Here is a 25697-nt window from a genome sequence, read left to right as displayed (position 1 = left end):
ATCAATTCTTACGTCAATCTTAGAGAAACCGCCGTATACGGATCCGTACGTACGGTGGTGTGAGAGGTCGGGGGTTAGTCACCCCCTCCTACTCGATTATCGGAAATTTAAGGTTTTCGGGATAATTTTCGAGTTGTTGAGATAATTCTTAAGTTGTTGGGCTTTATTCAGATTTGTAGCGATTTGGTCCTTAGTTGCAGAGATAAGGAAGGTTGCTCAAGGTTTTTGAGGTCATTTGGATTTCTTTGTGAAGGCTTTGGAGTTAAATAATGTGAGATCTAAATTCAACCTATGCCAGGTTTACCGAAAACACTCACTTTAGACGTATTCAAATGAAAAGCCCTCTCATATGCTCAATACTTCACAAATTCGTTTGGGATTGTTAGAATGATAATCATGACAGACTTTGTGATGTTTGTCACAAAATTTTTCGCTTAATCAAAATGTTTTTGTAACATCTATTTGGTGTTTTCTGTTTGTTACTGTTTACAATATGGGTAAAGTAATAATAGTTGCATTCAGCATTTTATAGGGGGATTGTCATGCCAGAACTCGATAGCGCTATGCTCAGTCGTTTGTTGACAAGTTTGACTCTAGGATTTCATATCATATTTGCGACCCTCGGTGTCGGGGTTCCGTTATTGATCAGCGGGACAGAATGGATCGGGATCAGAAGGAAGGACGATCACTACCGGTTGCTTGCCAGACGCTGGACAAGAGGGTTCGTAGTGACGGTTGCGGTCGGGGTTGTAACGGGGACTTGCATTGGATTGCAGCTCTCCTTGCTCTGGCCGAGTTTTATGGAAGTCGCCGGACAGGTGATCGGACTGCCGTTATTCCTGGAGACGTTTGCCTTTTTCTTTGAAGCGATTTTCTTAGGTATTTATCTGTATACCTGGGACAGGTTCAAAAACCCCTATTTCCATTGGCTGATCTCTGTACCTGTGGTGATTGGTTCAACATTATCAGCTTTTTTCATATCCACTGTCAATGCGTTCATGAACGCCCCTAAAGGTTTCAAGCTGGAAAATGGGGAGATTATTGAAATCCAGCCATTAATTGCAATGTTCAACCCAGCTACACCGACTAAGGCTACCCACGTCATTTCATCCGCTTATCTGACATCGGCATTTGTTTTGGCGGCGATCACAGCCTTTATGATCTTGAAGAAAGGGAACAATGAGTATTATAAAAAAGCCTTGCATTTCACTATGGTATCCGGATTCGTATTTGCGATTTCAACCGCCATTATCGGAGATTTTTCCGGTAAGTATTTAGCTGAATATCAACCCGAGAAATTAGCAGCTGCAGAGTGGCACTTTGAAACAGAGGAAGGAGCGGACCTAATTGTCGGTGGTATACTGGACGAGAATGGAGAAGTGAAGTATGCATTAAGGATGCCGAATTTCTTAAGTATCCTTGCCCATGGGAATCCAAATGCAGAGGTCATTGGTTTAGAAGAGTTTCCTCCGGAAGAGACAGCACCGTTATTCATTCATTATCTGTTTGATTTGATGGTCGGTATCGGGATGTTTCTTGTTGCTTTATCGGCGCAATATCTTTGGTCATATAAGAGAAAAAAGGGGAATCCCTATTCCAAATATTTGCTGATGCTGATTGTTGCGTCAGGTCCGCTCGCCATGCTAGCCATCGAATTTGGTTGGATATTCTCTGAAGTCGGACGGCAACCGTGGATCTTATGGCATGTAATGGAGACGACAGATGGAGCGACCACGAGTGAACACGTCGGATCAATGTTCCTATTATTCTTCGGCCTTTATGTCGTCCTGGGATGGATCTGTACAGCGGTACTGCTGAAAATGTTCAGGGGTAATCCAGCAGAAACTGAATTTGAAGAAAATCAGCGGTGAGGAGGGTTTGAATGGAGATACAATTAATTGGGATCACGGTGCTTTGGATCTTCCTATATGGATATCTGATTGTTGCCTCGATTGATTTTGGAGCAGGATTTTTTGCTTATTATGGTAAAATCACGAAACAGGATCATATCATCAACTCGATCATCAGTCGCTATCTATCCCCTGTTTGGGAGGTTACGAATGTTTTCTTCGTGTTCTTTTTCGTCGGGTTGGTGGGCTTTTTTCCAAGCACAGCCTATTATTATGGGACCGCACTGTTGGTACCGGGAAGTATCGCGTTGGTGCTGCTCGCCATCAGAGGATCGTTTTACGCATTCGGAAATTATGGAGCAAAGGACAGTAATGTCTACACCTTTCTATACGGGGCTACAGGATTGTGGATTCCAGCATCGTTATCTACAGCCCTTACCATTTCAGAAGGTGGTTTCATTTCAGAAGAGGACGGAACGGTCGTATTCCTAGTAAAAGAATTGTTTACAAGCTTTTATTCATGGTCCGTCGTGTTCCTGGCCATAGTAAGTGTTTTGTACATCAGTGCAATGTTCCTCTGTTTTTACGCTGATAAAGCGAAGGACTGGCCTGCCCTTGAAATCGTAAGGAAGTTTGCCCTTTTTTGGAGCCCGCCGACAATCCTTGCAAGCTTTCTGGTGTTTTTAGCTTTACGTGGTCATAACCTTGAGCATTTCAATAACATGCTTGATTATTCATACATGTTTATCCTCTCATTTATTTGCTTTAACATAGCTGTATGGTTGGTTTATAGGAATAAGCGTTATGGTACGGCATTCATTTTCGTCATGCTGCAGTTCTTTTTCGCATTCTTCGGTTACGGGGTTTCCCATTTACCTTACATTTTGTATCCTTATATTACGCTGGATACTGGTTTTACAAATGAAACGATGGGGATTGCCCTGGTCATCGCTTTCATTGCTGGATTATTCTTATTGATTCCTTCATTAATTTTATTGATGAGAATGTTTTTGTTTGATGCGAATTATGTACAGGGAAATCGAGAAAAATAATCTGAAAATATGGTACAATGTGGTGAGATTGAACGTATAGGCTAAATGGAGGAATGTTTGTGAAGAAGCAATTTGCTGTAATTGGGTTGGGTCGGTTCGGGGGAAGCATATGCCGTTCATTAAGCAATAATGATATGGAAGTACTCGCAATTGATATTGATGAAGATCGAGTCAATGAATTTTCTTCGATCGCTACTCATGCTGTCATAGCGGATTCTACAGATGAAAGTGTCCTTAAAAGCTTAGGTATAAGGAATTTCGATCATGTGATTGTCGCGATTGGTGACAATATCCAGGCAAGTATCCTTACCACCTTGATTTTAAAAGAGCTAGGGGTTTCGCATATCACTGTAAAAGCTCAAAATGATTACCATGAAAAAGTAGTCCGTAAGATCGGGGCTGATCGAATCGTCCATCCAGAGCGCGATATGGGGCAAAGGATCGCGCATAATATCATGTCCAACAATGTACTGGATTACTTGGAATTGTCTGATGAGCATAGCATCGTCGAATTGATCGCAAGCGGAAAGATGCATGACAAGACCTTGATCGAATTGGATATCCGTGCGAACTACGGTTGTAACGTCGTTGCGATCAAGCGCGATGAGGAAATCATCGTATCACCCCAGGCGACCCAAACGATCGTAAAAGGCGATATTTTGATCGTTATTGGAGCGGATAACGACGTCAATCGTCTAGAGAAAAAATTATTGATGGATTGAACTTAAGGGACTGACCATTTGCGTCAGTCCTTTTCAATTGCACTTAAAGAAAGTATAAAATACTTTCTTCAGTGTAAGTGCAACTATGACTCAGCCTACGCCCAAGGCTTGGCTCTGCCAAGTTTTCTTTAGAATTGGCTATGTTAAAGTTTGTTGTTGGTAATTTGACTCAGGGGAACCAATGTTCTATAATCGGTTTACCTATATAAGGATTGGTGATAAACCGTGAGAGCTATTGAGATTCTTAAAGTCATTCAAAAACTTAATCCAGCAGAGAAACATCGATTACGGGAGTATTTAATTGATACTCTTACCGCATCATCCTCAACAGGAACAGTTCTTCTAAGAAATATCTGAACGGAAAAATAAGAGCGGTTATCACTGTCCTGATTGTGAGTCGAAGCATATTGTTCGGTATGGTAGTTACTCAACTAATGTTGATGGCAATAAAGTGTTAAAACAACGATATCGCTGTAAAGCCTGTAAAAGAACATTTACCGATTTCACCAATACTGCTTTATATCGAACTCGCCGCCTTAATCAATGGATTAAATTTGTTGAGTGTATGATTGAAGGGTATTCTTTACGTAAATCTGCTGTATTGGTCGGTAATGTTTCTCACGTCACCTTATTCTACTGGAGACACAAGCTATTATCTTCATTAAAACAAATTGAAATATCGAATTTTGAAGGTATCGTTGAAATGGACGAGACCTATTTCCTATACTCAGAAAAAGGACATAGAAAGATTGAAGATAGAAAGGCTCGCAAACGGGGCGGTTCGGCAAAGAAACGCGGGATAAGCAATGAACAAGTATGCGTTCTAGTTGCGAGGGATCGTGACAAAATGACTTTCTCGCAGACATTGGGTATGGGGAGACTAACAAAAGAACAATTAGACAAAGCTATCGGGCATAAACTTTCAGCTGAAAATGTATTATGCACCGATTCTTGGCGTGCCTTTAAAACCTATGCTACTGAAAAAGGTATGAATATTTATCAGTTTAAGTCTGATGGAAAGATTCGCACAAAGGGGCTTTATCATATCCAGAACGTTAACAATTACCACCGCAGGCTCATAGGCTGGATACAACGATTTAACGGAGTTGCCACGAAATACTTGAACAATTACCTCACCTGGTTTCAGGTATTAGAAAGCATACACCACCAAAGAAATGAAATTACCATAAACGATTTGATTATAAAAGGGAATTCAATACAAAATATGGAAACCTATGATACACTTAGATTATCAAGGTTCAACACATAAACATTTTTTCTGGTTCCACGAACGGGGCAATATTGTTCAACTAGAACTGTTGATATCACTTTAATGGAGGGATTTTTTGAAAAAAGGTATTCTTTTTTCGATGTTGTTAGTTTTTCTATTACTCATTGGTTGTTCAAATTCAGCCGACAGTGACAGTGGAAGTAAGGAACTTGAAGATAAAATCAAAGATGAATTAAAAATTGAAGCTGTTATTCCTGATGAACCATTTGAAATGTTATCTGTTATTAAGCACAATCCTCCCATTGATGCAGGAATGAAGAAAGTAACAATCAATTACGGGATAAAAAAAGGAGATTTAAAGCCTGAAATTGATTCGCAAAAAGAAAAGGACCAATGGGAAGAAACAAACAATGCTGAAATTTGGTATGGCATTTACCAGGGAGAGCCGCGGGTTGAAATGAATATTTCAGATTTTACTGTGGAGAATGCTAACACGCAAAAAGAAACTGAAATAAGTGGGTACAACGTACAGATGAGCGAAAAGAAGTTAAGTACGGGAGATGTTTTGTTTACAGATGTAAATTTAGATAAAGGCTCTTATTCATTCACCTTTTATTTGAACAAGGATTTCACCAAAGAGGATGCAATGGAGTGGCTTAGAGCGATGCTTGAACAATTAAGAGAAAAGTAAGGGGCTAAGAATAGATTTTTGTTTTACTACCTGGCTGTTAGTTTACAATGAACTATCCATAAGAAAGGAGTGAATTAGTATGTGGTGGTTTGCAATTATGGTTTTAGGAATTTTGGCGTTTGCTTTATTTATTGATTGGAAACGAAAGAAGAACAATAATAATCCCCATAAATCAACCAATCCGAACGCTAAGCAGGGAGAAAGTTCAAACTATATGATGGGAGACAATAGGTATACTGGTGGAGGGAGTAGTTAAAAAACCCCCTTGCACTTAAGGGAGCGTTAGTTGAAGAAGACTAATATAACAGAACAGAACTTCCATAAAATTGGAAGTTCCTATTTTATGTTCTTAAACAACACTAAACTTTAACATAGCCTTAGAATAAAAAGAGTGATCCGCGATTGGATCACTCTCCTGAATGTTAAATTTCCATGATAATCGGTAAGATCATCGGGCGACGCTTTGTTTTCTCATATAAGAAAGGAGCAAGTACGTCAGTGATTTCATTTTTGATTTCAGACCATTGTGTCGTTCTACGCTCCATCATGCCATTCAAGTGTTTGGACAGGATGCCTTGAGCATCATTGATCAAGTCCTCGGATTCACGCATATAAACAAATCCGCGTGATATGATGTCAGGTCCTGATACAATTCTGAATTCCTTCATATTGATGCTTACCACGACTACGACCAGACCTTCTTCGGACAGGATTTTCCTATCCCGTAAAACGATATTCCCGATATCACCAATTCCGTTTCCATCAACATATACAGAACCGGATGGGATTTTCCCAGCAATAGATGCCTCTTTTTCACTTAACGCAAGGACTTCTCCATTGTCCATGATGAAGCAGTTCTTCTCTTCAACCTCACAATCGATAGCAAGCTTTGTATGCATTTTCAACATACGGAACTCACCGTGGATCGGCATGAAGTATTTCGGCTTCATTAAGCGGAGCATAAGTTTTTGTTCTTGTTGGCCACCGTGTCCTGACGTATGGATGTCATTCAATGAACCGGCGATGACATTCGCACCTGCACGATGCAGTCGGTTGATGATACGGCTGACACTCAATGTATTCCCCGGAATAGGGGAAGATGAGAAAACGACTGTGTCACCAGGGATGATTTGAATCTGACGGTGTGTTCCATTAGCAATCCTGGATAATGCTGCCATTGGTTCACCCTGGCTTCCTGTACAAAGAATCGTCACTTCGCTATCTGGAAGGCGATTGATCTGGTTCGCTTCGATGAACGTATCCTTCGGTGCACGTATATAGCCAAGCTCTTGACCGATCGAAATTGCCGAATCCATACTTCGTCCGAAAACGGCTACTTTCCGGTTGTACTGGATTGATGCTTCGACAACTTGTTGTAGACGGTGAATGTTCGAAGCGAATGTAGCGAAAATGAGCCGTCCTTCTTCTTTTCGGAAAATATCCTGGATGCTTTCTCCTACACGGCTTTCAGACATTGTAAATCCAGGCACTTCACTGTTTGTACTGTCTGAAAGAAGACAAAGGACACCTTCTTGGCCGATTTGGGCCATTTTGCTCAGGTTTGCTGCCTCCCCAACAGGAGTGAAGTCGAATTTGAAATCTCCTGTATGCACGATGTTCCCGGGTGGTGTTTTGACGACGATTCCATAAGAGTCAGGGATGGAATGAGTCGTTCTGAAAAACGTTACAGATGTTTTTCGGAACTTGATGATATCGTCTTCTTGAATTTCGTGTAATTTGGCTCTGCGAAGAAGACCATGTTCCTCCAACTTGTTCTTGATCAAACCGAGGGCAAGTTTCCCGCCATATATCGGGATATTGATCTGGCGAAGCAGATAAGGGATTCCTCCGATGTGGTCCTCATGTCCGTGAGTAATGAATAAACCTTTGATCTTATCTACATTTTTCACCAGGTATGTGTAATCCGGAATGACGTAATCGATTCCTAGCAGTTCATCTTCAGGGAATTTGATCCCTGCATCCACAAGGATGATTTCATCTTGAAACTGGATACCATACGTGTTTTTACCGATTTCGTCCAGTCCGCCTAGCGCGAACACTGCTGTTTGGTGATTTTTTACGAATTTCATTTGCTATCTTGTCTCCAATTCAAAATCTTCAGATTGTTGCTCATATTCCAGGTGAGATCCTGTTATTTCCTGAACGAATTCGATATTATACTTCCGATCTGCTAGAAATGAACGTACTGCTTGTACGGAGTCTGCTTCAACATAGAGGCTTTTCGTTTCTTCACGGACGGTTACCTCTTGAAGGTTCTCCTGATAAAATACTTTGTAAATCATACTTAACTCTCCTTACCGTTTTCAATTAGAAGCATCTTCGTTTATTATAAATGAATTCTATCTGTTTTTCATGTTTTTTTGATTCGATCATTCAATCAGGGAGAAGGTGCCTATGTAAAAAAGGTATCTGAATACATAAGATACCAAATTAATGCCTTTAAAACAAATATGATAAACATCAAAAGTTCGGTACACGTTGTTTGATACCGAATAAATCTCTCCAGTTTTGCTTGATCTGATCTCTCAATTTCCTCAACATTATCTGTCCCTTCTTTCTGCCCTTGAATTGAATATCCGGATGTGAACTCATAAGCAGCTCCAATCAAATTTTTCACCTGTGGTGTTATACTTAGTATGGAAACAGAAGCACTTAATTTTTCGAGGTAATTAGTGGTATAGGTTTGAAGCAGGAATATATTGGCTGCAAGGAAAAGGTGAGAAAGATGAAATTATACGCTGCATTGATTACCCTAAGCTTGATCTGGGGAATGTCTTTCTATTTTATCAAGGTGCTTGTCGATGACTTGGGACCCTGGGGAATCGTGTTCGTAAGATGTTCCTTAGGGGCTTTGACTTTATTGTTCATTCTTCTTTTGCAGAGAAAACGGTTCTCCTTAAAAGCACTTCCATGGGGATCACTCTTGTTGGTCGGTTTCCTGAATGCGCTCATTCCATGGGGATTGATCGCAATAAGTGAGACGAGGATTTCAAGCAGTATGGCATCGATTGTCAACGCCACGACACCGATATGGACGAGCGTCATCGGGGTATTGTTGTTTTCAATTTCATTAAAATTAAAACAATGGCTTGGTGTTTTGGTCGGTTTCATTGGCATATTGATTTTGATCGATTTGAACGTGACACAGTTGTTCCGTCAAGATCTCATCGGGATGGGGACGATGATTGTTGCTACACTTTGTTATGGCTTTATGTCCCAGTTTACCAAGAGACATTTGCAGCAGATCAGTGTTATGATGATATCGTTGTTCACCTTGATTACAGGGGCGATCGGAAGTCTGGTGATCATGGGTGTGACTGGTTCATTTTTCAGTTTTGAGCATGTCGTGTCATGGAACTCTGTGGGTTCGATGGTTGGGCTTGGTGTGTTCGGTTCGGGTTTAGCGTATTTGTTATTTTATTATATGATACAAGAGGGAAGTGCTGAATTTGCTACGTTTGTTACCTACCTTGTCCCAATCACTGCAATGTTCTGGGGATGGTTCTTATTGGATGAACACATACCAGTACATGCCATCGCAGGGCTGGTATTGATTTTAGCAGGGGTATATCTCTCCACAAGAAAAACCGCCAAGGATCAGCCTGTTGCAGCTAGTGCAATAAACAGCAAGAGTAAAGGGGTATTGTATGAAAAATAAAATTGTTTTTTTTGATATAGATGGCACATTATTAGACGATCAAAAGAGGATACCTGCAAGCACAAAGCTTGCCATAAAGGAACTGCAGGAGCGACAGGTACCAATTGCGATTGCAACGGGCCGAGCACCCTTCATGTTCCACTATTTACTTGAAGAGCTTAAGATCAACGGATTCGTTAGCTTCAACGGCCAGTATGTTTGCTACGAAAATCAAAGTATTTATGAAAATCCGCTTGAAGAGAAGTTCTTACATGAATTAGTTCTCAGGTCTAAGGAACACGACCATCCGATGGTATTTTTGAATACTGAAACAGGCAGGACCACGCATAATTCGCATCCGTATGTCCAAAAATCCATGGACGACCTGAAATTAGTGCATCCTGAGCATGACCCGGAATTTTACAGAGGCCGTTCAATATACCAAGCATTGCTGTACTGTGAGAAAGGCGAAAAAGAAACACTATATCGGAATATGTACAATGACTTCAACTTCATAAGATGGCACCAATACTCAATGGACGTATTACCGAAAAGAGGATCGAAAGCAATCGGGATCGGAAAGATGATTGCCCATCTCGGTTATCATCAAGAAGATGTCATTGCTTTCGGTGATGGCTTGAACGATCTTGAAATGTTAGAATTCGCTGGAACAGGCATTGCAATGGGGAATGGTAAAAAAGCAGCCAAGCAATCTGCAGATTTCGTGACACGGGCAGTAGATGACGATGGAATATTGCATGGATTGAGGAAGATCGGACTAATAAAATAGAAATGTAAAAGGCGGATCCGGTACATCGTTTAGACGATGCAGGATCCGCCTTTTTCTTTAGGGTGAGTGCAACTCAGGCAAGGTTTTCGCCAAGGCATGGCAAAGCCCGAGTTTTATGAGATAGGAAGCATATAAGGTCATTCGAGTGTGAAAAACCGGATGTAAGTGCTCTTTAAATGCTCTAAATGGACATTCGAGTACGCAAACCCGAATGGAAGTGCTCTATACCAGCTCTATGCGGACATTCGAGCACGATAAATCGGATGTAAGTGCTCTATGAACACTCTATGCGGTGTTTTCGTTCAATGAAGGAATGTCCAGCTTCAACGCCCAACCACTTGGATCACTTCAGTCCTCCTGCGGCGGCGACAGCCTCCTCGTCGGACTTCCAGTGACCTTCGTGCCTGATCAGGGCGTTGCGCTTTTCTTTACCTTCCGATTGAGATCCCATCAGGTCTTTCAAAAGGATCTTCTTTATTAATATGGTCATAGAACATGACACCGTTTAAATGATCGATTTCATGCTGGAAAACGATCGATGGAAGACCTTTCAGGCGAAGCTCTATTTCCCTACCTTCAATGTCGAATGCTTTTACTTTCACCTTATAGTTACGGGGGACAAAGCCTGGAACGTCGCGATCAACAGACAGACAACCTTCGCCACCTTCTAAGTATGATTTTTGAACCGAATGGCTCATAATACGAGGATTGAACAATGCATAATCATATAATTGACCATCTTCATCCTCAACCAAAACGGCGATCATCCGTTTACTTACTCCGATTTGCGGTGCGGCAAGGCCAATACCCGGACGGAGGTTATATTTTAAACTCAGCTCCGGATCTTGACTGTTAACTAGAAATTCGTGCATTTTTTGTAATGTATCTTTATCCTCTTCAGAAGGAGGCATAGCGACACTTTCAGCACGTTCGCGAAGGATCGGATCCCCTTCTCTGACAACATCCTCCATTGTGATCATATATTCAACTCCTTAATCTTGCTGATTGATTCATTTGTAACGGGCATAAAAAGCATTGTGATTATTTTAACATAAGTTCTTTTTTAAAAGAATATGTACCTCGTGATGATCTTGTTCTAAATCGATTGAACTGGTCATAATTTACTAATAAGTTTGTCCAGTATAATTTATCTTGTATAGGTTTCAGGAAACGTATATCATAAATAACTAGAGAGAAAGGGGCAGGGGAAGCTATGTTGTACGGCAAGAAATTTTTGTTTTTCGCAAGTTTTTGTTTTTTGATAATAGCCGCTTCAGGCTGTACGATCGGTGAATCACCGGCCGAAAAAATGTATGAGCATCTGGAACAAACCGTTTCTTTGGAATCCGGGTTTGCTGAAGTGCAAGAGCCGCTTATTGAGGCAGAACAAAAAGAACAAAAACTTTTCAATGAGATGCTGGGAATGAGCATGAAAGAAATAGATCAGATAAAGAAGTTGGCTGATGAAGCGATCAGGATTGCTGATTCCAGGGAGGTATTGATAAAAAAAGAAGAAGAAAGCATTGATTCAGCCTATGAAGAATTCAAATCAGTAAATCGTTTAGTGAATGAAATCGATGAAAAGGCATTGAAGACAAAAGCGGATGAACTCGTTAAAACAATGGAGAAACGCCATGAAAGCTACGGTGAATTGCACGAAGTCTATATGGAAGCGTTAAACATGGATCGTGAATTGTATAAGATGATGAAAAAAGAGGATTTAGCGATCGAAGATTTGAAATCACATACAGAAGACCTTAACAAAAAATATGACGAAGTACTGAAGTCGCAAGACACATTCAATCATTTGACTGATCAATACAATGAAAAGAAGAAGGCATTTTATAAGGAAGCAGGCTTCAGTACGACCGATAAGAAAAAAGCTTCATAAATTCTTCACACTAAGAACAAGGATTTTAAATGTCCAACTGAAAACCAAGTACGACAAGCTGGCCTGTTTCGATGGTCAGCTTGTTGTTTTATTTCAAGATCACTTAAGACCTCCTGCGGCGGCGACACATTGATTTAGGGCGAAGTGTTTACCCACGCAGAACCGAACTTTGTTTGGTTCGAGCCTCCCCGTCGGACCTCCAGTGACCTTCGTGGTTGATCAGGGCGATTCCGCTTTTCTTGATAATAATTATTCTTATTGTATTAGTACAGTGTTTGCTTCTATACTAATACAGTTTGGGTTTTAGTGGTATGATGATTTGACTGAAAACCTTTATTGACACAAGATAATTCAATAGGATTGACGTAATTTTATATTGTAGTGTACACTAAGAAATATATTGAGTTGTATCACTGTCAATCCACTCTTAACTAGTACAGTTTAATGGGTTCTCTTTTGCCAAAGCAGAATGAGAAGGTTGACGATTATCTAACCTTGAATAAGGGTAAAACATGATGTAGTCATTATGTCAAAGCATAAAGTCACATTCAATAAACAAAGACGATTTAGACATGCTTTAAACCAAAAGTGGACAATCTAAATATTGTTTATATAATTGTCTGGCTTAGGACTCTGACACATCATTCAATTTTCAAATAGGAAAGGAAGAGGTGACCTTCATGGGTACAAAAACCCTGACACAAATCGAAGAGGAATTTGAAACTTTTCAAATCCTGAACGAAGAAGGCGAAATCGTAAATGAGGATGCAATGCCTGACTTGTCAGATGAAGATTTACAAGAGTTGATGACACGTATGGTTTATACAAGGATTTGGGACCAACGAGCGATTTCACTTAACAGACAAGGACGACTAGGATTCTATGCACCAGTTGCTGGACAAGAAGCATCTGCGCTGGGAAGCCAGTATGCTTTAGATAAGGAAGATTTTATTTTACCTGGTTACCGTGATGTGCCACAGATTGTATATCATGGACTCCCATTATACCAGGCATTCTTGTTCTCCCGTGGGCATTTCCAAGGTAACCAAATACCAGAGGGTGTAAATGTGATATCACCTCAGATCATCATCGGGGCTCAAATTACGCAAGCTGCCGGGGTGGCACTTGGCCTTAAGAAGCGTGGAAAGAAGAATATCGCAATTACGTATACAGGAGATGGCGGAGCCTCACAAGGTGACTTCTATGAAGGGCTTAACTTTGCAGGTGCTTACAATGCTCCGGCAGTATTTGTTGTTCAGAACAACCGATTTGCCATATCGGTACCTGTCGAGAAACAATCTGCTGCAAAAACGATTGCCCAAAAAGCGGTTGCAGCCGGAATTCATGGCGTCCAGGTAGACGGTATGGATGTACTTGCTGTTTACGCAGCTACACAACAAGCTCGGGAGCGTGCGGTCAACGAGGAAGGTCCAACATTAATCGAAACACTTACTTACCGTTATGGACCACATACGATGGCTGGGGACGATCCGACAAGATACCGTACAGAAGAAATGGATAACGAATGGGAAAAGAAAGATCCATTGGTACGTTTCCGTAAGTATCTTGAAAGCAAGGACCTCTGGTCAGAAGAGAAAGAGAATGAAGTAGTTGATCAAGCAAAAGAAGACATCAAAGCTGCTATCAAGAAAGCAGATGAAGCACCGAAACAAAAGGTCACAGATTTGATCGAGAACATGTACGAAGAGCTTCCGAAAAACTTACAGGAGCAAATGGAAGAATACAAAGAAAAGGAGTCGAAGTAAGCGATGGCCCAAATGACGATGATTCAAGCGATCACTGATGCGATGCGCATTGAACTTAAAAATGATGAAAATGTTCTGATCTTCGGGGAAGATGTCGGTAAAAATGGCGGCGTATTCCGTGCTACTGAAGGTCTTCAGAAAGAATTCGGGGAAGATCGCGTCTTTGATACCCCGCTTGCAGAGTCAGGGATCGGTGGTCTTTCAATCGGTCTAGCCTTGCAAGGATACCGACCAGTTCCTGAGATCCAATTCTTTGGATTCGTTTATGAAGTGATGGATGCGATTTCTGGTCAAATGGCGCGTTTGAGATACCGTTCAGGTGGTGTCTATCATGCACCGATTACGATTCGTTCTCCTTTCGGCGGGGGCGTCAAAACACCAGAATTGCATGCAGACAGCCTAGAAGGTCTCATGGCACAGCAGCCTGGCTTGAAGGTCATAATCCCTTCAACTCCTTATGATGCAAAAGGTCTTTTGATTTCTGCAATCCGTGATAATGACCCGGTCATTTTCTTAGAGCATATGAAACTATATCGTTCTTTCAGAGATGAAGTCCCTGAAGAAGAATATACAGTGGAAATTGGAAAAGCAGACGTAAAGCGTGAAGGAAAAGATATCACGATCATCACTTATGGTGCTATGGTCCATTCTTCTCTTAAAGCAGCGGAGGAGTTGGAGAAAGAGGACATCCAGGCAGAAGTGATCGATTTACGTACTGTAAGCCCGATTGATGTTGACACGATTATCGAATCTGTCAATAAAACCGGTCGTGCAATTGTCGTTCAAGAAGCACAGAAGCAAGCTGGTATTGCTGCAAGCGTTGTAGCAGAAATCAACGACAGAGCGATCCTATCTTTGGAGGCGCCAGTTCTGCGTGTAACTGCACCGGATACAGTATTCCCATTTTCTGCTGCTGAAGATGTATGGCTTCCGGACTATAAAGATATCATGGAAAAGGCGAAGCAAGTAATCAACTTTTAATAGTACGTAAGAACACTCCAAACTCACTATATAGAAAACAAGGAGGCGAATCCTGTGGCGTTTGAATTTAAACTGCCAGATATCGGTGAAGGTATCCATGAAGGTGAAATCGTAAAATGGTTTGTCAAAAAAGGCGATGAAGTTAAAGAAGATGACATTCTTCTCGAAGTACAAAATGATAAAGCGGTCGTAGAAATCCCTTCACCTGTCGACGGAACGATAAACGAAGTGAAGGTTGACGAAGGTACTGTTGCCGTCGTTGGTGATGTGCTCGTTACGATCGAAGCTGAAGGCTATGAAGGTGACAGTGAAGAGACAGAAGCTGAACAACCGAAGGCAGAGGAAGATAAGGAGCCTGAAGCTGATAAAGCGAAAGAAAACGACAAGAAGGAAGAGAAAGACGCCAAAGAAACAAGAGTGACAAAGGAAGAAGACGAATCAGAAGTTGAAGATCCGACCAATCGTGTTAAGGCAATGCCGTCTGTTCGTAAATATGCGCGTGAAAAAGACGTCAACATCAAGAAGGTAGAAGGTTCCGGTAAAGACGGTCGTATCCTGAAAGAAGATATCGATGCATATCTTGAGGGAGGACAAGAAACTGCTGAAGCTGAAACAGAAAAACCATCAGCTGAAAAAGAAGCGCCAAAAGCAGATGAGAAAGCTAGACCTGCCGCTGCAGCCCAAGAGCAAGCAGAAACACGCGAGAAGTTTAAAGGTATGAGAAAAGCCATTGCCAAAGCGATGGTTAATTCCAAGCATACTGCTCCTCACGTAACTCACATGGATGAAGTGGTTGTTACTGATCTTGTGGCACATCGTAAACAATTCAAGGAAATGGCATCTGAAAAAGGAATCAAACTGACTTACTTGCCATATGTAGTGAAAGCACTTGTTTCAGCACTTCGCGAACATCCGATCTTGAATGCATCCATTGATGATGAGAACGAAGAGATCGTGCATAAGCATTATTACAATATTGGAATCGCTGCAGATACAGAGGCTGGGCTTGTCGTACCGGTCATTAAAGATGCAGATCGTAAATCCATTTTCTCATTATCGAATGAAATCAATGAACTTGCTAAGAAAGCAAGGGATGGTAAATTAACTTCTGACGAGATGAAGGGCAGCACTTGTACGATTTCTAACCTTGGTTCTGCTGGCGGACAATGGTTCACACCGATCATCAACCACCCAGATGCTGCAATCCTCGGTGTTGGCCGGATCCAAGAAAAACCAGTCGTTGAAAACGGTGAAATTGTAGCAGCTCCCGTATTGGCACTTTCAATCAGTTATGACCACCGCCTGGTCGATGGCGTTACAGCACAAAATGCGTTAAATCATGTCAAACGACTCTTGAACGACCCACAACTTTTAATAATGGAGGGGTAAAAATGGTAGTAGGCGATTTTGCAGAAGAAATAGACACACTGGTTATTGGATCCGGGCCAGGAGGATATGTAGCAGCAATCCGTGCAGCACAAATGGGACAAAAGGTGACGATCGTTGAAAAAGGCGATATTGGTGGAGTTTGTCTTAACGTAGGTTGTATTCCATCTAAGGCAGTCATCCATGCAAGCCATAGATTTGAACATGCTCAACATTCGGATGACATGGGAATCACTGCTGAAAATGTAAAAGTAGACATGGGGAAAGTCCAAGAATGGAAAGCTAGCATCGTCAAGAAATTGACTGGCGGTGTAGAAGGTCTTCTTAAAGGGAACAAAGTTGAAATCGTGAAAGGTGAGGCTTATTTCTCTGATACGAATACAGTACGTGTAACGAAAGATGAATACACATCACAGACCTATAAATTCAAAAACTGTATACTGGCGACAGGGTCAAGCCCGATCGAGCTCCCATCTTTCAAATGGAGTGACAGAGTCATTTCATCAACTGGTGCTCTAGCATTGACTGAGGTGCCGAAAAAGATGGTTGTCATCGGTGGAGGATACATCGGTATCGAATTAGGTACCGCGTACGCAAACCTCGGTACTGAAGTGACGGTCCTTGAAGGGGGCAAGACGATCCTCCCAGGCTTCGAAAAACAGATGAGTACACTCGTATCCCGCCGTCTAAAGAAAAAAGGTGTAGAAATCATCACCAATGCAATGGCCAAAGGCGTTGAAGAGTCAGATGACGGTGTTAAAGTCACTGCTGAAATAAAGGGTGAGGAAAAGACATTTGACGCGGATTATGTGCTAGTGACAGTTGGGCGCAAACCGAACACTGAAGAACTTGGTCTTGAGCAAATTGGTGTGAAACTTGACGATAAGGGCCTTATTGAAGTAGATAAGCAATGTAAAACTTCTGTTGATGGTTTGTATGCGATTGGCGACATCGTACCAGGTCCTGCCCTTGCTCACAAGGCATCCTACGAAGGTAAAGTTGCAGCAGAAGCGATCTCTGGAGAAGCTGCAGAAGTCGACTATCTTGCAATCCCAGCTGTCGTTTTCAGTGATCCTGAACTTGCTAGCGTAGGATATTCTGAATCTGAGGCGAAGGATGCTGGTTTCGATGTTAAAGCTTCTAAGTTCCCATTCGGAGCGAACGGCCGTGCACTATCATTGAACGATGCTGAAGGATTCATGAAGCTAATTACCCGTAAAGATGACGGACTTGTTATCGGAGCTCAAATTGCGGGTCCAAATGCATCGGATATGATCGCTGAATTGGGGCTGGCTATTGAAGCTGGAATGACTGCTGAGGATATCGCATTAACCATCCATGCACATCCAACACTAGGTGAAATCACAATGGAAGCAGCAGAAGTTGCAATCGGACTCCCTGTACACATTGTAAAGTAGCACTAAACTAAAAAAGGGGCTGTCCCAAAACAATAGTGTCAGACACCACCACACAACATTTTGTTTCAAAAACACATTTTCTCAAAATGTTGCTAGGGACGGTGGGGGTCAGACACTAATGGGACAGCCCGATTTTTGCTTAAAATCATTAGATAGTAGTTATCCAAGTATAGGAATGGATGTCATGTTTTAAGTGTTCCATGAAGCTGTTACGAGTACCACAAAATCCATATTTTTTCAAACTACCCCTTTTTCCCACAGATAACGGCTCCTATGCCCTCTTAAAAGTTTTTTAATGAAGATTTGCTAATCAATAAAAAAGAGACTGGCGATTGCCAGTCCTATTTATTCGAATATACTTCATCCAAATGATTTTTGATATCATCCACTTCTTTTTTTCCTTCAAGCCTGACGATCTCATTCTTGCCGTCTAACACGATGATGGTGGGAAACGTGGATACATTATAATAATTGACGGCTTGTTCGTCTTTCTTTTTTATGATTTGGATGGAATTCAGCTTTTGAGGGTAATCCTTCTTCAATTGAAGAAGTGCATCATAATATGATCTTTCTTCTTCCTGGTTTGATTTTGATGAAAAAATGATTGTATTGAGTTCATCTGACTCCAAATCTACCGGTAGGTATCCATAGTCAGGTTCGAACTGACAGCTGCTCAGGAATGCTAGGATCAAAATTAATGGGATTGAAAGAAATCCAACAGATCGAACATTCATGGAATTCACTTCTTTCATTTTGTAATACATAAGTTGACTTGTTAACAACCTGAGTTGAGTTTACCATGAAAATCTGTCGAATCTTGAATCGTAAAAGAATTGTTACAGAAATGATATGTTGTGGAGCCGGGGTATTTTAAGTCGTAATCCACTTGTAACTTACATATGAATAATTGTAAGAAGTTGTCTAAGGAGGAGTGGCGATGTATACCATACTGAACCTCTCAGCTGTTCAGATGGCCATTTGGAGTTTTTATGCATTGGTTACTTATTTATCCCATCGAGACCCATCGATATTCGAATATATTCTACTCATCGTTTTTTGCTACTTCGGGTATTTATTTGGTGTGTTCCTTAAAAATCCAAAAGCCTATGCAGGTCTATCCAGTCTTCTGGGGGCGGGAACATATCTAGTCTTCAGATACTTTTCCTTCGGATCTTGAGACACTAGTAATGTAAAAGTGACCCCAAAAGGACATTCCATCCATATTGAGGCCACTCTAAACAATAAAATTATTTGTTTTTGAAGTTCAGGTTGTAATCCTCTTTCAAAGCTTTCACCGTTGCAAATACGATCGCGATCATAATGAAGGTGAATGGAAATGCAGCAATGATCGAAGCAGTCTGTAAGGCCTGTAATCCTCCAGAGTAGAGAAGGATTGCTGCGGATGCTGCGACGACACCACCCCATATGAATTTGATATAGTTTGAAGGGTTCAAGCTTCCGTTCGTTGTTTGCATTCCAAGGACAAAGGTTGCTGAGTCTGCAGATGTAATAAAGAAAGTACTGATCAAGAGGATCGCGATGATCGACATGATGCCTCCAAGCGGTACTTGCTCGAATAATGCGAATAACGCAATCTCAGTACCATTATCAGTCATGATCGAATATAGACCTGTCCCTTCCATCCGATCCATGAATACAGCTGATCCGCCGAATACGGAGAACCAAAGGGCACTGAAAATAGTCGGTACCAATAATACGCCAAGAACGAATTCACGGATTGTACGCCCTTTGGAAACACGGGCAATAAACATACCGACAAATGGAGCCCATGCAATCCACCATGCCCAATAGAATACCGTCCATGCTTGTGTCCAGTCCTGGGTTGTCTCGCTGTATGGTCCAAGTCTGAAACTCATGGTAGGCAAGTTTTGGACATAGGAGCCGAGCGTTTGTGTAAACACATCCATGATGAAATTTGTCGGTCCGGCAAATAGAAGGAAGAACATGAGTCCCAGTGCAAGTACGATATTGATGTTGCTTAAGTATTTGATCCCTTTGTTTAGTCCAGTAGACGCAGAAAGGATGAATAAAACTGTCACAATGGCAATAATTATCAATTGGGTAACTTGATTATTCGCGACACCCTCAAATAAGTAAGAAATCCCTCCGCTGATTTGGGCAGCACCGAATCCAAGCGACGTTGCTACACCGAACACTGTTGCAAAGACTGCAATGACATCAATCAATATTCCGATTGGACCATTTACACGATCACCGAGAAGTGGTCTGAAAATTGCACTGATAAGTCCAGGTGCACCTTTACGGAATTTAAAGTAGGCTAATGCCAATCCGACTACCGTATAAATACCCCAAGGATGTAAGCCCCAGTGGAACATTGCGTAACGAAGGGAAGCATTTGCAGATTCTACCGTTTCCCCGTTACCTGATGGAGGGTCGTAATAATGGAATAAGGGTTCTGCTACACCCCAGAATACAAGGCCGATCCCCATACCGGCACTGAACAGCATTGCAAACCATGTTACAAGGCTATAGTCCGGTTTGTCGTCATCTTTCCCTAACTTGATTTTCCCATATTTACTGAAAATCAAATAAATCGAGAAAATCAAAAATCCAGTAGCCGACAGGAGATAGAACCAGCCGAATTTCACTTGAAGGAAATTCTGGATACTGCCCGTAGCTTGCTGTAATCCTTTAGGATATAGTACGCCCCAAGCAATGAATATGACTGATATGACGAGTGAGATAATAAAGACTTTGGTGAATTTCTTCATTCATTGTTCTCCTTTCGCAAAGTTTATAACACCCTTCCCATTCTACAAGTAATCCTCATTGTATTTCAAGGATTATGTAGGAGATTCATCCTATCCATGCTCATTCTTATACCCTATTTTTCACTTAGGAAACAGATTTCATCCAAATTTTAGTCTTAAGGGCTCTTTAATAACATTTCTAGACATTTTATACTAAATTAAGGATTAAATGAAAGAAAAAGGGGAGACATCATGAGAAAAACAATAATGGGAATGTTGGTTTTGTTATTGGTTGGCTGCGGGGTTCAGGATACTCATCAAGATGAGCATGATCAGAAAGAAGATCCGCCGAATGCATCAGAAGAGACGAATCAATCAGGTGAAAAGAATACTGAGAACCAAAATCAAGATGGAAATGAAGACGATGATAAAGAACAGGACCCTCCAAAAGAACCTGAAGAACCTCCAGTCATTACATATACGATACACCCAGCAAATTGGACACTGAAAACAGACGTGGATACCGAAGATAAAGTAGTATTGTTGACGATCGATGACGCTCCAGATAAGCATGCATTGGAAATGGCCAAAAAGCTTAAAGCTATAGATGTTCCGGCCATCTTCTTTGTAAACGGGCACTTCATGGATACTGACGAAGAAAAAGATATTGTAAAAGAGATTCATGAAATGGGATTTGAGATCGGAAACCACACGATGTCACATGCGAACCTTAGAAACAGTTCCGAAGAAGAACAGCGATACGAGATTGTGACGTTGTCTGAGGAAATTGAAGCACTCACAGGAAAAGCCCCACGTTTTTTTAGGGCACCTTTTGGAATCAACACGGAATTCTCTAAGGAGCTGATTGAAGAACAGGGGATGCTTTTCATGAACTGGACGTATGGATACGATTGGGAAAAAGAGTACCAGACAGGGGAAAGTATTGCGGATATTATGGTGAATACTCCGCTTCTCACGAATGGCGCAATCCTATTAATGCACGATCGTGACTGGACGAATGAAGGCCTTAATGACATTGTTAAAGGATTACAGAATAAAGGATATATCTTCATACATCCCGATCAAATCGTTAAATAAGTAGAAAAGCCTGCTGCGATGTGTTGAACGCACCAGGTTTCTGCTTACTGCAATCAGCGTTTATAATAATACATGATTCTGCCGTTGAATAGATGAAGTTCTCCATCTAATTTTTTTGCAAGGAACTTACTGAATTCATTCGCTTTTCCTTTATCACCATGTGTGGAGCCTTCAGGCAAAACGATTTGTATGTATGTATTTTCTGCACCATCATCACTTCCGGCACCAATAAGCAAATAATGATATCCTTGCGTATTCCCTTTCAACAGAAAATAAATTTGTTCTCTGATTTTCCGTTGTTCTATTGTATATGGAAAGGAAGCTTCGCCATATTCCCAATTTAATTGTTTACCTGTCTTATTAGTGATTTCCATGTAATAACGAATGAACTTCTCCACTTCATCTAAAGTGATCGTTTGTTGTTTGGACTTTTCCACAAGCTTTACATATGCACTACTTGACACAATCATTCACTCCTGTCAGGCACACCTGGATTTATAATTAATTTTATCATCCAATGAGAAAAAATGACAGACTGTGTCATGGAGAATTGCGAAAATTCACAAACGTTTCTACTTCCAATTCAGTGTAAACTTTTATAGGCCAGCTCTTAAACACGAGAAGAAGAATCTAAAAAGATTGTCGAATGAGTTGTTTTTTCATTGCTCAGCAAGTATAATTAAATATAATATTCAAAAGATTCTGAAGGAGGGCGTGGTAATGGATCTTTTTGACAAACTCTACGATGAAGACGAAACGGTTAAAGTGAGGTTTGTAGGATTCACTACGGAGCATGTCCGATACGATTTCGGTATCGTTTACACCAACATGTTCTTCGGAAAACCGCTCGTCGTTTGCATGCAAACCGGGCGCTCGACTTTGATGGATGCTGCTGATCTTAGGAATACGGATAATATCCAAAAAGCGTTTAATATTAAAACAAAGAAAGAAGCGGAAGAGCTGTTATCTTTCTTTGAAGAATCACTTCCTTACTCTCCAATCGCAGAACAGTACGATTAAATAGTACGTGTAAATGAGGATTAACCTATAACGGCACACTGTCGTCATCAGGGTTAATCCTTTTTTTAAAGGATAAGAAAGTATAAATTTTGTTTCGATGAAGTGGTGTCCAGCTCCAACGCCCAACCACTCGGATCACTTCATTCCTCCTTCGGCGGTCGACACATTGATTTTAGGGCGAAGTGTTTACCCACGCAGAACCGAACTTTGTTGGTTCGAGGCTCCTCGTCAGACTTCCAGTGACCTTCGTGGCTGATCAGGACGTTTGCGCTTTTCATTATCGATTTTTAGTTAAATTGGCAGAATTATGTACATAAATTAATTAATGTGACATACAGATTAGTCTTGACATTATATATATGACATCATATTATAGATGTAACGATTAAATAAAGCGCTTACAGCAAGCGAAGGGAGAGGAAAGAACGATGGGAACAGTAGTTTGTGTAAATTGTAACACTACAATTGAACATTATGAATTTGAGAAGGTAACCACGTTATATTCCAACTGTCCTGATTGCAAAAACAAAAAGAGACAAGGGAATAAGACTGCCTAAAATATAAAGAAGAAAGAGGTTGACCAGACGCCATTCGTGCATGGTCAACCTCTTTTATTTTTTTTTAGTCGATTTATTTGATGGCTTTATATTCTTTGATCACTCGGATCATTTTGAGGGTTTCGTCTTCAGGCCCCTGAACAGGTAATCCTGCTTCAATATTTTCGAATATATAGTCAATATTTTCTTGGATAATGATTTCTCCTGGTATGAAGATTGGGATCCCTGGTGGGTAAACCATCACGAATTCTGCAATGATCCGTCCTGTTGATTCTTCAAATGGAACACTTTCTGTATCTGCATAGAAAGCGTCCCGGGGTGATAAAGAAAGTACCGGAATTTGCGGTACACTGACCGGAACAGCTTTTGTAACCTTGTTATCGGTTGTGCTGTGTATGTTGGAGAGTTCCATCAATGCTTCTATGAGTAGATCCACATCTTCTTCCCGGTCCCCGGCTGTAATAATACAAAGGATATTATAAAGATCTGAAAGTTCAACCTCGATATTATGCTGGTCACGGAGCCAAACTTCTACATCGTAACCCGAAATATTCAATTCTTTTACAGAAATGATCAGTTTGGTTGGATCGAAATCATAGGTTGCTGGTGTACCGACTATTTCTTTGCCGACGCAGTAAAGATTAGGAATCTCATTGATTTGTTTGCGGGCTTTTTCGGCAAGGTGGATGGATTGTTCTGCCAACTCAAATCCCTGGGTTGCCAGCCTTTTCCGTGCCACATCCAAGGACGCAAGCAAGATATAGGAAGTAGATGTAGTCGTCATCATACTTAAAATCGATTGGACTCGCTCTGGTGACACCAAGTTTCCTTTTACATTCAAAATAGAGCTTTGGGTCATGGAACCACCTAATTTATGGACACTTGTGGCCGCCATATCCGCTCCGGCCTGCATAGCTGACAAAGGCAAGCTGTCATGGAAATGAATGTGTACGCCATGCGCCTCATCTACAAGCACAGGAATACCGTAGGAATGTGATGAGTCGACGATTTCTTTTAAATCAGCACTGATTCCGAAGTAGGTTGGGTTGATGACAAATAACCCCTTTGCGTCTGGATGCTGAGCAAGGGCTTTTTTAACCGATTCAGTTGTGACTCCATGAGAAATCCCTAGGTTCGGGTCGATATCCGGGTGTATGAAGACAGGCACAGCCCCTGAAAAAATGATCGCTGACATGACTGATTTATGGACATTCCTAGGGACAAGGATTTTGTCTCCTGGATGGCAGACAGCCATGATCATCGCCATGATCGCACCGCTTGTTCCCTGTACTGAAAAGAATGTATGATCTGCACCAAACGCTTCTGCAGCGAGCTGCTGTGCTTCTTTGATCATGCCATGCGGGTGATGGAGGTCATCTAATGGACCAATGTTGATCAAGTCGATAGCTAATGCATTTTCTCCTATGAAGTCTCGGAATTCAGGGTCCATTCCGCGACCTCTTTTATGTCCTGGGATATGGAATTGAATTGGATTACGCTTGGCATGTTTCACCAGACCAGTAAAAAGCGGTGTTTCATTTTGAGACAATCATTACACCTCATTCAATGTATTTTAAATGTAAGCATGGTCATTTGTTATGATAAACTAATATAAAACAAGGAAAAGTATATCAAATATACTGCCGCATGCAAGCTTTTTTTACAACCAGCATCATATGCTATTCTAACATGTTTCACCAAATTCGAAATTCAGGCTGTACAAATTACATAGCTACTTATATTTAGCTGTCGGGGGGATTGTATGAATTGGGAAACTCGAGTAACGAAATTATTAGGGATTGAATATCCAATTATACAAGGTGGTCTCGCTTACCTTGCTTATTCCGAATTGGCAGCAGCGGTTTCAAATGCAGGTGGCTTGGGACAAATAACCGCTATGTCTTTATCTACGCCAGATGAATTGAGAGATGAAATCAGGAAAGTAAAAGAGAAAACGACAAAACCTTTCGGGGTGAATTTTGCCATCGGACAGCACGGCAGACCTTTTGCAGATATGCTACAGGCAGCGATTGATGAGGAAGTACCAGTCGTCTCGATGACAGGTGGAAATCCGAGTCCCGTTTTCAAACAACTAGAAGGAGTGCATGTGAAGAAACTTGTGCTCGTAGCAGCTAAACGGCAAGCGGTCAAGGCTGAACAGCTAGGGGCAGATGCAGTGATGGTAGTCGGACAAGAAGGTGGTGGGCATATCGGAAAAGATGACATCAGTACGATGGTCTTGACCCCGCAAGTAGTAGACGAGGTTTCCATTCCTGTCATTGCGTCCGGAGGAATAGGAGATGGAAGGGGACTTATGGCCGCATTATCATTAGGTGCTGAAGGAATTGAAATGGGAACAAGGTTCATTGCCACGAAAGAATGCACACATGCCCATATTAAATATAAAGAAGCCCTGGTTGCTGGGACTGAAACTGAAACTTCTGTCATTAAACGAACGATAGGAGCACCTGGTCGGGTGATCAGTAATAAATGGGCGGAGGAAATCCTGGCGATTGAAAATGTGAATCCGACTTATGATGCCATCAAAGACTATATTTCTGGTCAAGCAAATCAAGCTTTTGCAAATCAAGGTCTGTTTGATCAAGGGTTTGGCTGGGCTGGTCAGGTCATAGGGAGGATCAAGGACATCCCTTCTGTGGATGAACTATTTGAAAGGATGATTAATGAAGCGGAAGGAATACGAAAGAAATGGTCTATTTAGAGTTAAAAAAGAATGAGCTGCTTCCTATGCGAGCTGCACATAGCCCTGTCAAGTAGACAATTATAAAAAGAGCACTTTAAGCTGCGGCCTTTTCACGATATTCAATCGGGGAAAGGCCGTTAAATTTTTCTT

Annotated in this window: 25 protein-coding genes and 1 pseudogene; 18 read left to right on the top strand and 8 right to left on the bottom strand. The window is 41.3% G+C overall.

Going from position 1 to position 25697, the window contains the following annotated elements; genetic code table 11:
* Positions 1-542: 542 nt before the first annotated feature.
* The 6 genes and pseudogenes from L1611_RS20435 (at position 543) to L1611_RS20410 (ending at position 5802) form a co-directional block, all read left to right on the top strand.
* A complete protein-coding gene (locus tag L1611_RS20435) occupies positions 543-1871 on the top strand; it encodes a cytochrome ubiquinol oxidase subunit I (protein WP_236315569.1) in 1329 nt (442 codons plus the stop codon).
* A gap of 11 nt (positions 1872-1882) precedes the next feature.
* Positions 1883-2902: a cytochrome d ubiquinol oxidase subunit II gene (locus L1611_RS20430; protein WP_236315568.1), complete on the top strand. Its 1020-nt coding sequence runs from the start codon at positions 1883-1885 to the stop codon at positions 2900-2902.
* Positions 2903-2961: 59 nt separating this feature from the next.
* Entirely contained in the window at positions 2962-3624 is a 663-nt protein-coding gene (locus L1611_RS20425; RefSeq protein ID WP_236315567.1) for a potassium channel family protein, read from the top strand.
* 225 nt (positions 3625-3849) lie between these two features.
* Positions 3850-4894, top strand: a pseudogene (locus L1611_RS20420) (IS1595 family transposase).
* A gap of 76 nt (positions 4895-4970) precedes the next feature.
* Positions 4971-5546: a hypothetical protein gene (locus tag L1611_RS20415; protein WP_236315566.1), complete on the top strand. Its 576-nt coding sequence runs from the start codon at positions 4971-4973 to the stop codon at positions 5544-5546.
* A gap of 79 nt (positions 5547-5625) precedes the next feature.
* Positions 5626-5802 (top strand): hypothetical protein, encoded by a 177-nt coding sequence (locus tag L1611_RS20410; protein WP_236315565.1) that lies wholly within the window; start codon positions 5626-5628, stop codon positions 5800-5802.
* A gap of 166 nt (positions 5803-5968) precedes the next feature.
* Here the strand turns inward: L1611_RS20410 and rnjA are convergent, their stop codons facing one another.
* The 3 genes from rnjA to L1611_RS20395 form a co-directional block, all read right to left on the bottom strand.
* Positions 5969-7636, bottom strand: a complete 1668-nt coding sequence (rnjA, locus tag L1611_RS20405) for a ribonuclease J1 (protein ID WP_236315564.1) — start codon at positions 7634-7636, stop codon at positions 5969-5971.
* A gap of 3 nt (positions 7637-7639) precedes the next feature.
* A complete protein-coding gene (locus tag L1611_RS20400; protein WP_236315562.1) occupies positions 7640-7849 on the bottom strand; it encodes a DNA-dependent RNA polymerase subunit epsilon in 210 nt (69 codons plus the stop codon).
* Between the two features lie 178 nt (positions 7850-8027).
* On the bottom strand, positions 8028-8171 hold the full coding sequence (locus L1611_RS20395) for a hypothetical protein (protein WP_236315560.1): 144 nt from the start codon (positions 8169-8171) through the stop codon (positions 8028-8030).
* A gap of 121 nt (positions 8172-8292) precedes the next feature.
* On the opposite strand from L1611_RS20395, the gene L1611_RS20390 reads away from it, so the two are divergent.
* On the top strand, positions 8293-9225 hold the full coding sequence (locus L1611_RS20390; RefSeq protein WP_236315558.1) for a DMT family transporter: 933 nt from the start codon (positions 8293-8295) through the stop codon (positions 9223-9225).
* Positions 9215-9994, top strand: a complete 780-nt coding sequence (locus tag L1611_RS20385) for a Cof-type HAD-IIB family hydrolase (protein WP_236315556.1) — start codon at positions 9215-9217, stop codon at positions 9992-9994. The genes L1611_RS20390 and L1611_RS20385 overlap by 11 nt, the downstream gene beginning before the upstream one ends.
* 428 nt (positions 9995-10422) lie before the next feature.
* Here the strand turns inward: L1611_RS20385 and def are convergent, their stop codons facing one another.
* Entirely contained in the window at positions 10423-10974 is a 552-nt protein-coding gene (def, locus tag L1611_RS20380) for a peptide deformylase (protein ID WP_236315554.1), read from the bottom strand.
* A gap of 236 nt (positions 10975-11210) precedes the next feature.
* On the opposite strand from def, the gene L1611_RS20375 reads away from it, so the two are divergent.
* The 5 genes from L1611_RS20375 (at position 11211) to lpdA (ending at position 17436) form a co-directional block, all read left to right on the top strand.
* Positions 11211-11885 carry a YkyA family protein gene (locus L1611_RS20375; protein WP_236315552.1) on the top strand — a complete coding sequence of 225 codons (675 nt, stop codon included), beginning with the start codon at positions 11211-11213 and terminating at the stop codon, positions 11883-11885.
* 680 nt (positions 11886-12565) lie between these two features.
* On the top strand, positions 12566-13651 hold the full coding sequence (gene pdhA, locus L1611_RS20370) for a pyruvate dehydrogenase (acetyl-transferring) E1 component subunit alpha (RefSeq protein WP_236315550.1): 1086 nt from the start codon (positions 12566-12568) through the stop codon (positions 13649-13651).
* Positions 13652-13654: 3 nt separating this feature from the next.
* Positions 13655-14632 carry an alpha-ketoacid dehydrogenase subunit beta gene (locus L1611_RS20365; RefSeq protein ID WP_236315548.1) on the top strand — a complete coding sequence of 326 codons (978 nt, stop codon included), beginning with the start codon at positions 13655-13657 and terminating at the stop codon, positions 14630-14632.
* A gap of 54 nt (positions 14633-14686) precedes the next feature.
* Positions 14687-16021, top strand: coding sequence for a dihydrolipoamide acetyltransferase family protein (locus L1611_RS20360; RefSeq protein WP_236315546.1), 1335 nt, complete (start codon positions 14687-14689; stop codon positions 16019-16021).
* A gap of 2 nt (positions 16022-16023) precedes the next feature.
* On the top strand, positions 16024-17436 hold the full coding sequence (gene lpdA / locus L1611_RS20355; RefSeq protein WP_236315543.1) for a dihydrolipoyl dehydrogenase: 1413 nt from the start codon (positions 16024-16026) through the stop codon (positions 17434-17436).
* A gap of 341 nt (positions 17437-17777) precedes the next feature.
* Here lpdA and L1611_RS20350 read toward each other — a convergent pair whose 3' ends face one another.
* The gene (locus tag L1611_RS20350; RefSeq protein WP_236315542.1) at positions 17778-18170 is read right to left on the bottom strand and encodes a hypothetical protein; all 393 of its coding nucleotides are present in this window, start codon (positions 18168-18170) and stop codon (positions 17778-17780) included.
* Positions 18171-18373: 203 nt separating this feature from the next.
* Here L1611_RS20350 and L1611_RS20345 point away from each other — a divergent pair, with 203 nt between their 5' ends.
* The gene (locus L1611_RS20345; RefSeq protein ID WP_236315540.1) at positions 18374-18613 is read left to right on the top strand and encodes a hypothetical protein; all 240 of its coding nucleotides are present in this window, start codon (positions 18374-18376) and stop codon (positions 18611-18613) included.
* Positions 18614-18683: 70 nt separating this feature from the next.
* Here L1611_RS20345 and L1611_RS20340 read toward each other — a convergent pair whose 3' ends face one another.
* Complete coding sequence (locus L1611_RS20340; RefSeq protein WP_236315538.1) at positions 18684-20189, bottom strand: glycine betaine uptake BCCT transporter; 1506 nt, start codon at positions 20187-20189, stop codon at positions 18684-18686.
* Between the two features lie 231 nt (positions 20190-20420).
* Between L1611_RS20340 and L1611_RS20335 the strand changes: the two genes are divergently transcribed.
* Entirely contained in the window at positions 20421-21266 is an 846-nt protein-coding gene (locus L1611_RS20335; RefSeq protein WP_236315537.1) for a polysaccharide deacetylase family protein, read from the top strand.
* Positions 21267-21319: 53 nt separating this feature from the next.
* Here L1611_RS20335 and L1611_RS20330 read toward each other — a convergent pair whose 3' ends face one another.
* Positions 21320-21736, bottom strand: coding sequence for a DUF1885 family protein (locus tag L1611_RS20330; protein ID WP_265738537.1), 417 nt, complete (start codon positions 21734-21736; stop codon positions 21320-21322).
* Between the two features lie 250 nt (positions 21737-21986).
* Between L1611_RS20330 and L1611_RS20325 the strand changes: the two genes are divergently transcribed.
* Entirely contained in the window at positions 21987-22286 is a 300-nt protein-coding gene (locus L1611_RS20325) for a DUF3055 domain-containing protein (protein WP_236315534.1), read from the top strand.
* Positions 22287-22714: 428 nt separating this feature from the next.
* Positions 22715-22843, top strand: a complete 129-nt coding sequence (locus L1611_RS20320; RefSeq protein ID WP_236315532.1) for a GapA-binding peptide SR1P — start codon at positions 22715-22717, stop codon at positions 22841-22843.
* 73 nt (positions 22844-22916) lie between these two features.
* Here the strand turns inward: L1611_RS20320 and L1611_RS20315 are convergent, their stop codons facing one another.
* Positions 22917-24392 (bottom strand): aminotransferase class I/II-fold pyridoxal phosphate-dependent enzyme, encoded by a 1476-nt coding sequence (locus tag L1611_RS20315; RefSeq protein WP_236315531.1) that lies wholly within the window; start codon positions 24390-24392, stop codon positions 22917-22919.
* Positions 24393-24605: 213 nt separating this feature from the next.
* On the opposite strand from L1611_RS20315, the gene L1611_RS20310 reads away from it, so the two are divergent.
* Complete coding sequence (locus L1611_RS20310; RefSeq protein WP_236315529.1) at positions 24606-25565, top strand: NAD(P)H-dependent flavin oxidoreductase; 960 nt, start codon at positions 24606-24608, stop codon at positions 25563-25565.
* Positions 25566-25697: the final 132 nt, after the last annotated feature.

This window comes from Pseudalkalibacillus salsuginis, assembly GCF_021646685.1.
Taxonomy (GTDB): Bacteria; Bacillota; Bacilli; order Bacillales; family Fictibacillaceae; genus Pseudalkalibacillus; species Pseudalkalibacillus salsuginis.
The sequence above is the reverse complement of the archived record's forward strand: the minus strand, read 5'-3'. Positions and strand labels throughout refer to the sequence as shown.

Coding starts and splice junctions, on each gene's coding strand:
- L1611_RS20435 (WP_236315569.1), top strand. CDS start 543: ATGCCAGAACTCGATAGCGCTATGCTCAGTCGTTTGTTGACAAGTTTG.
- L1611_RS20430 (WP_236315568.1), top strand. CDS start 1,883: ATGGAGATACAATTAATTGGGATCACGGTGCTTTGGATCTTCCTATAT.
- L1611_RS20410 (WP_236315565.1), top strand. CDS start 5,626: ATGTGGTGGTTTGCAATTATGGTTTTAGGAATTTTGGCGTTTGCTTTA.
- rnjA (WP_236315564.1), bottom strand. CDS start 7,636: ATGAAATTCGTAAAAAATCACCAAACAGCAGTGTTCGCGCTAGGCGGA.
- L1611_RS20400 (WP_236315562.1), bottom strand. CDS start 7,849: ATGATTTACAAAGTATTTTATCAGGAGAACCTTCAAGAGGTAACCGTC.
- L1611_RS20390 (WP_236315558.1), top strand. CDS start 8,293: ATGAAATTATACGCTGCATTGATTACCCTAAGCTTGATCTGGGGAATG.
- L1611_RS20385 (WP_236315556.1), top strand. CDS start 9,215: ATGAAAAATAAAATTGTTTTTTTTGATATAGATGGCACATTATTAGAC.
- def (WP_236315554.1), bottom strand. CDS start 10,974: ATGATCACAATGGAGGATGTTGTCAGAGAAGGGGATCCGATCCTTCGC.
- pdhA (WP_236315550.1), top strand. CDS start 12,566: ATGGGTACAAAAACCCTGACACAAATCGAAGAGGAATTTGAAACTTTT.
- L1611_RS20365 (WP_236315548.1), top strand. CDS start 13,655: ATGGCCCAAATGACGATGATTCAAGCGATCACTGATGCGATGCGCATT.
- lpdA (WP_236315543.1), top strand. CDS start 16,024: ATGGTAGTAGGCGATTTTGCAGAAGAAATAGACACACTGGTTATTGGA.
- L1611_RS20350 (WP_236315542.1), bottom strand. CDS start 18,170: ATGAATGTTCGATCTGTTGGATTTCTTTCAATCCCATTAATTTTGATC.
- L1611_RS20345 (WP_236315540.1), top strand. CDS start 18,374: ATGTATACCATACTGAACCTCTCAGCTGTTCAGATGGCCATTTGGAGT.
- L1611_RS20340 (WP_236315538.1), bottom strand. CDS start 20,189: ATGAAGAAATTCACCAAAGTCTTTATTATCTCACTCGTCATATCAGTC.
- L1611_RS20335 (WP_236315537.1), top strand. CDS start 20,421: ATGAGAAAAACAATAATGGGAATGTTGGTTTTGTTATTGGTTGGCTGC.
- L1611_RS20330 (WP_265738537.1), bottom strand. CDS start 21,736: ATGATTGTGTCAAGTAGTGCATATGTAAAGCTTGTGGAAAAGTCCAAA.
- L1611_RS20325 (WP_236315534.1), top strand. CDS start 21,987: ATGGATCTTTTTGACAAACTCTACGATGAAGACGAAACGGTTAAAGTG.
- L1611_RS20320 (WP_236315532.1), top strand. CDS start 22,715: ATGGGAACAGTAGTTTGTGTAAATTGTAACACTACAATTGAACATTAT.
- L1611_RS20310 (WP_236315529.1), top strand. CDS start 24,606: ATGAATTGGGAAACTCGAGTAACGAAATTATTAGGGATTGAATATCCA.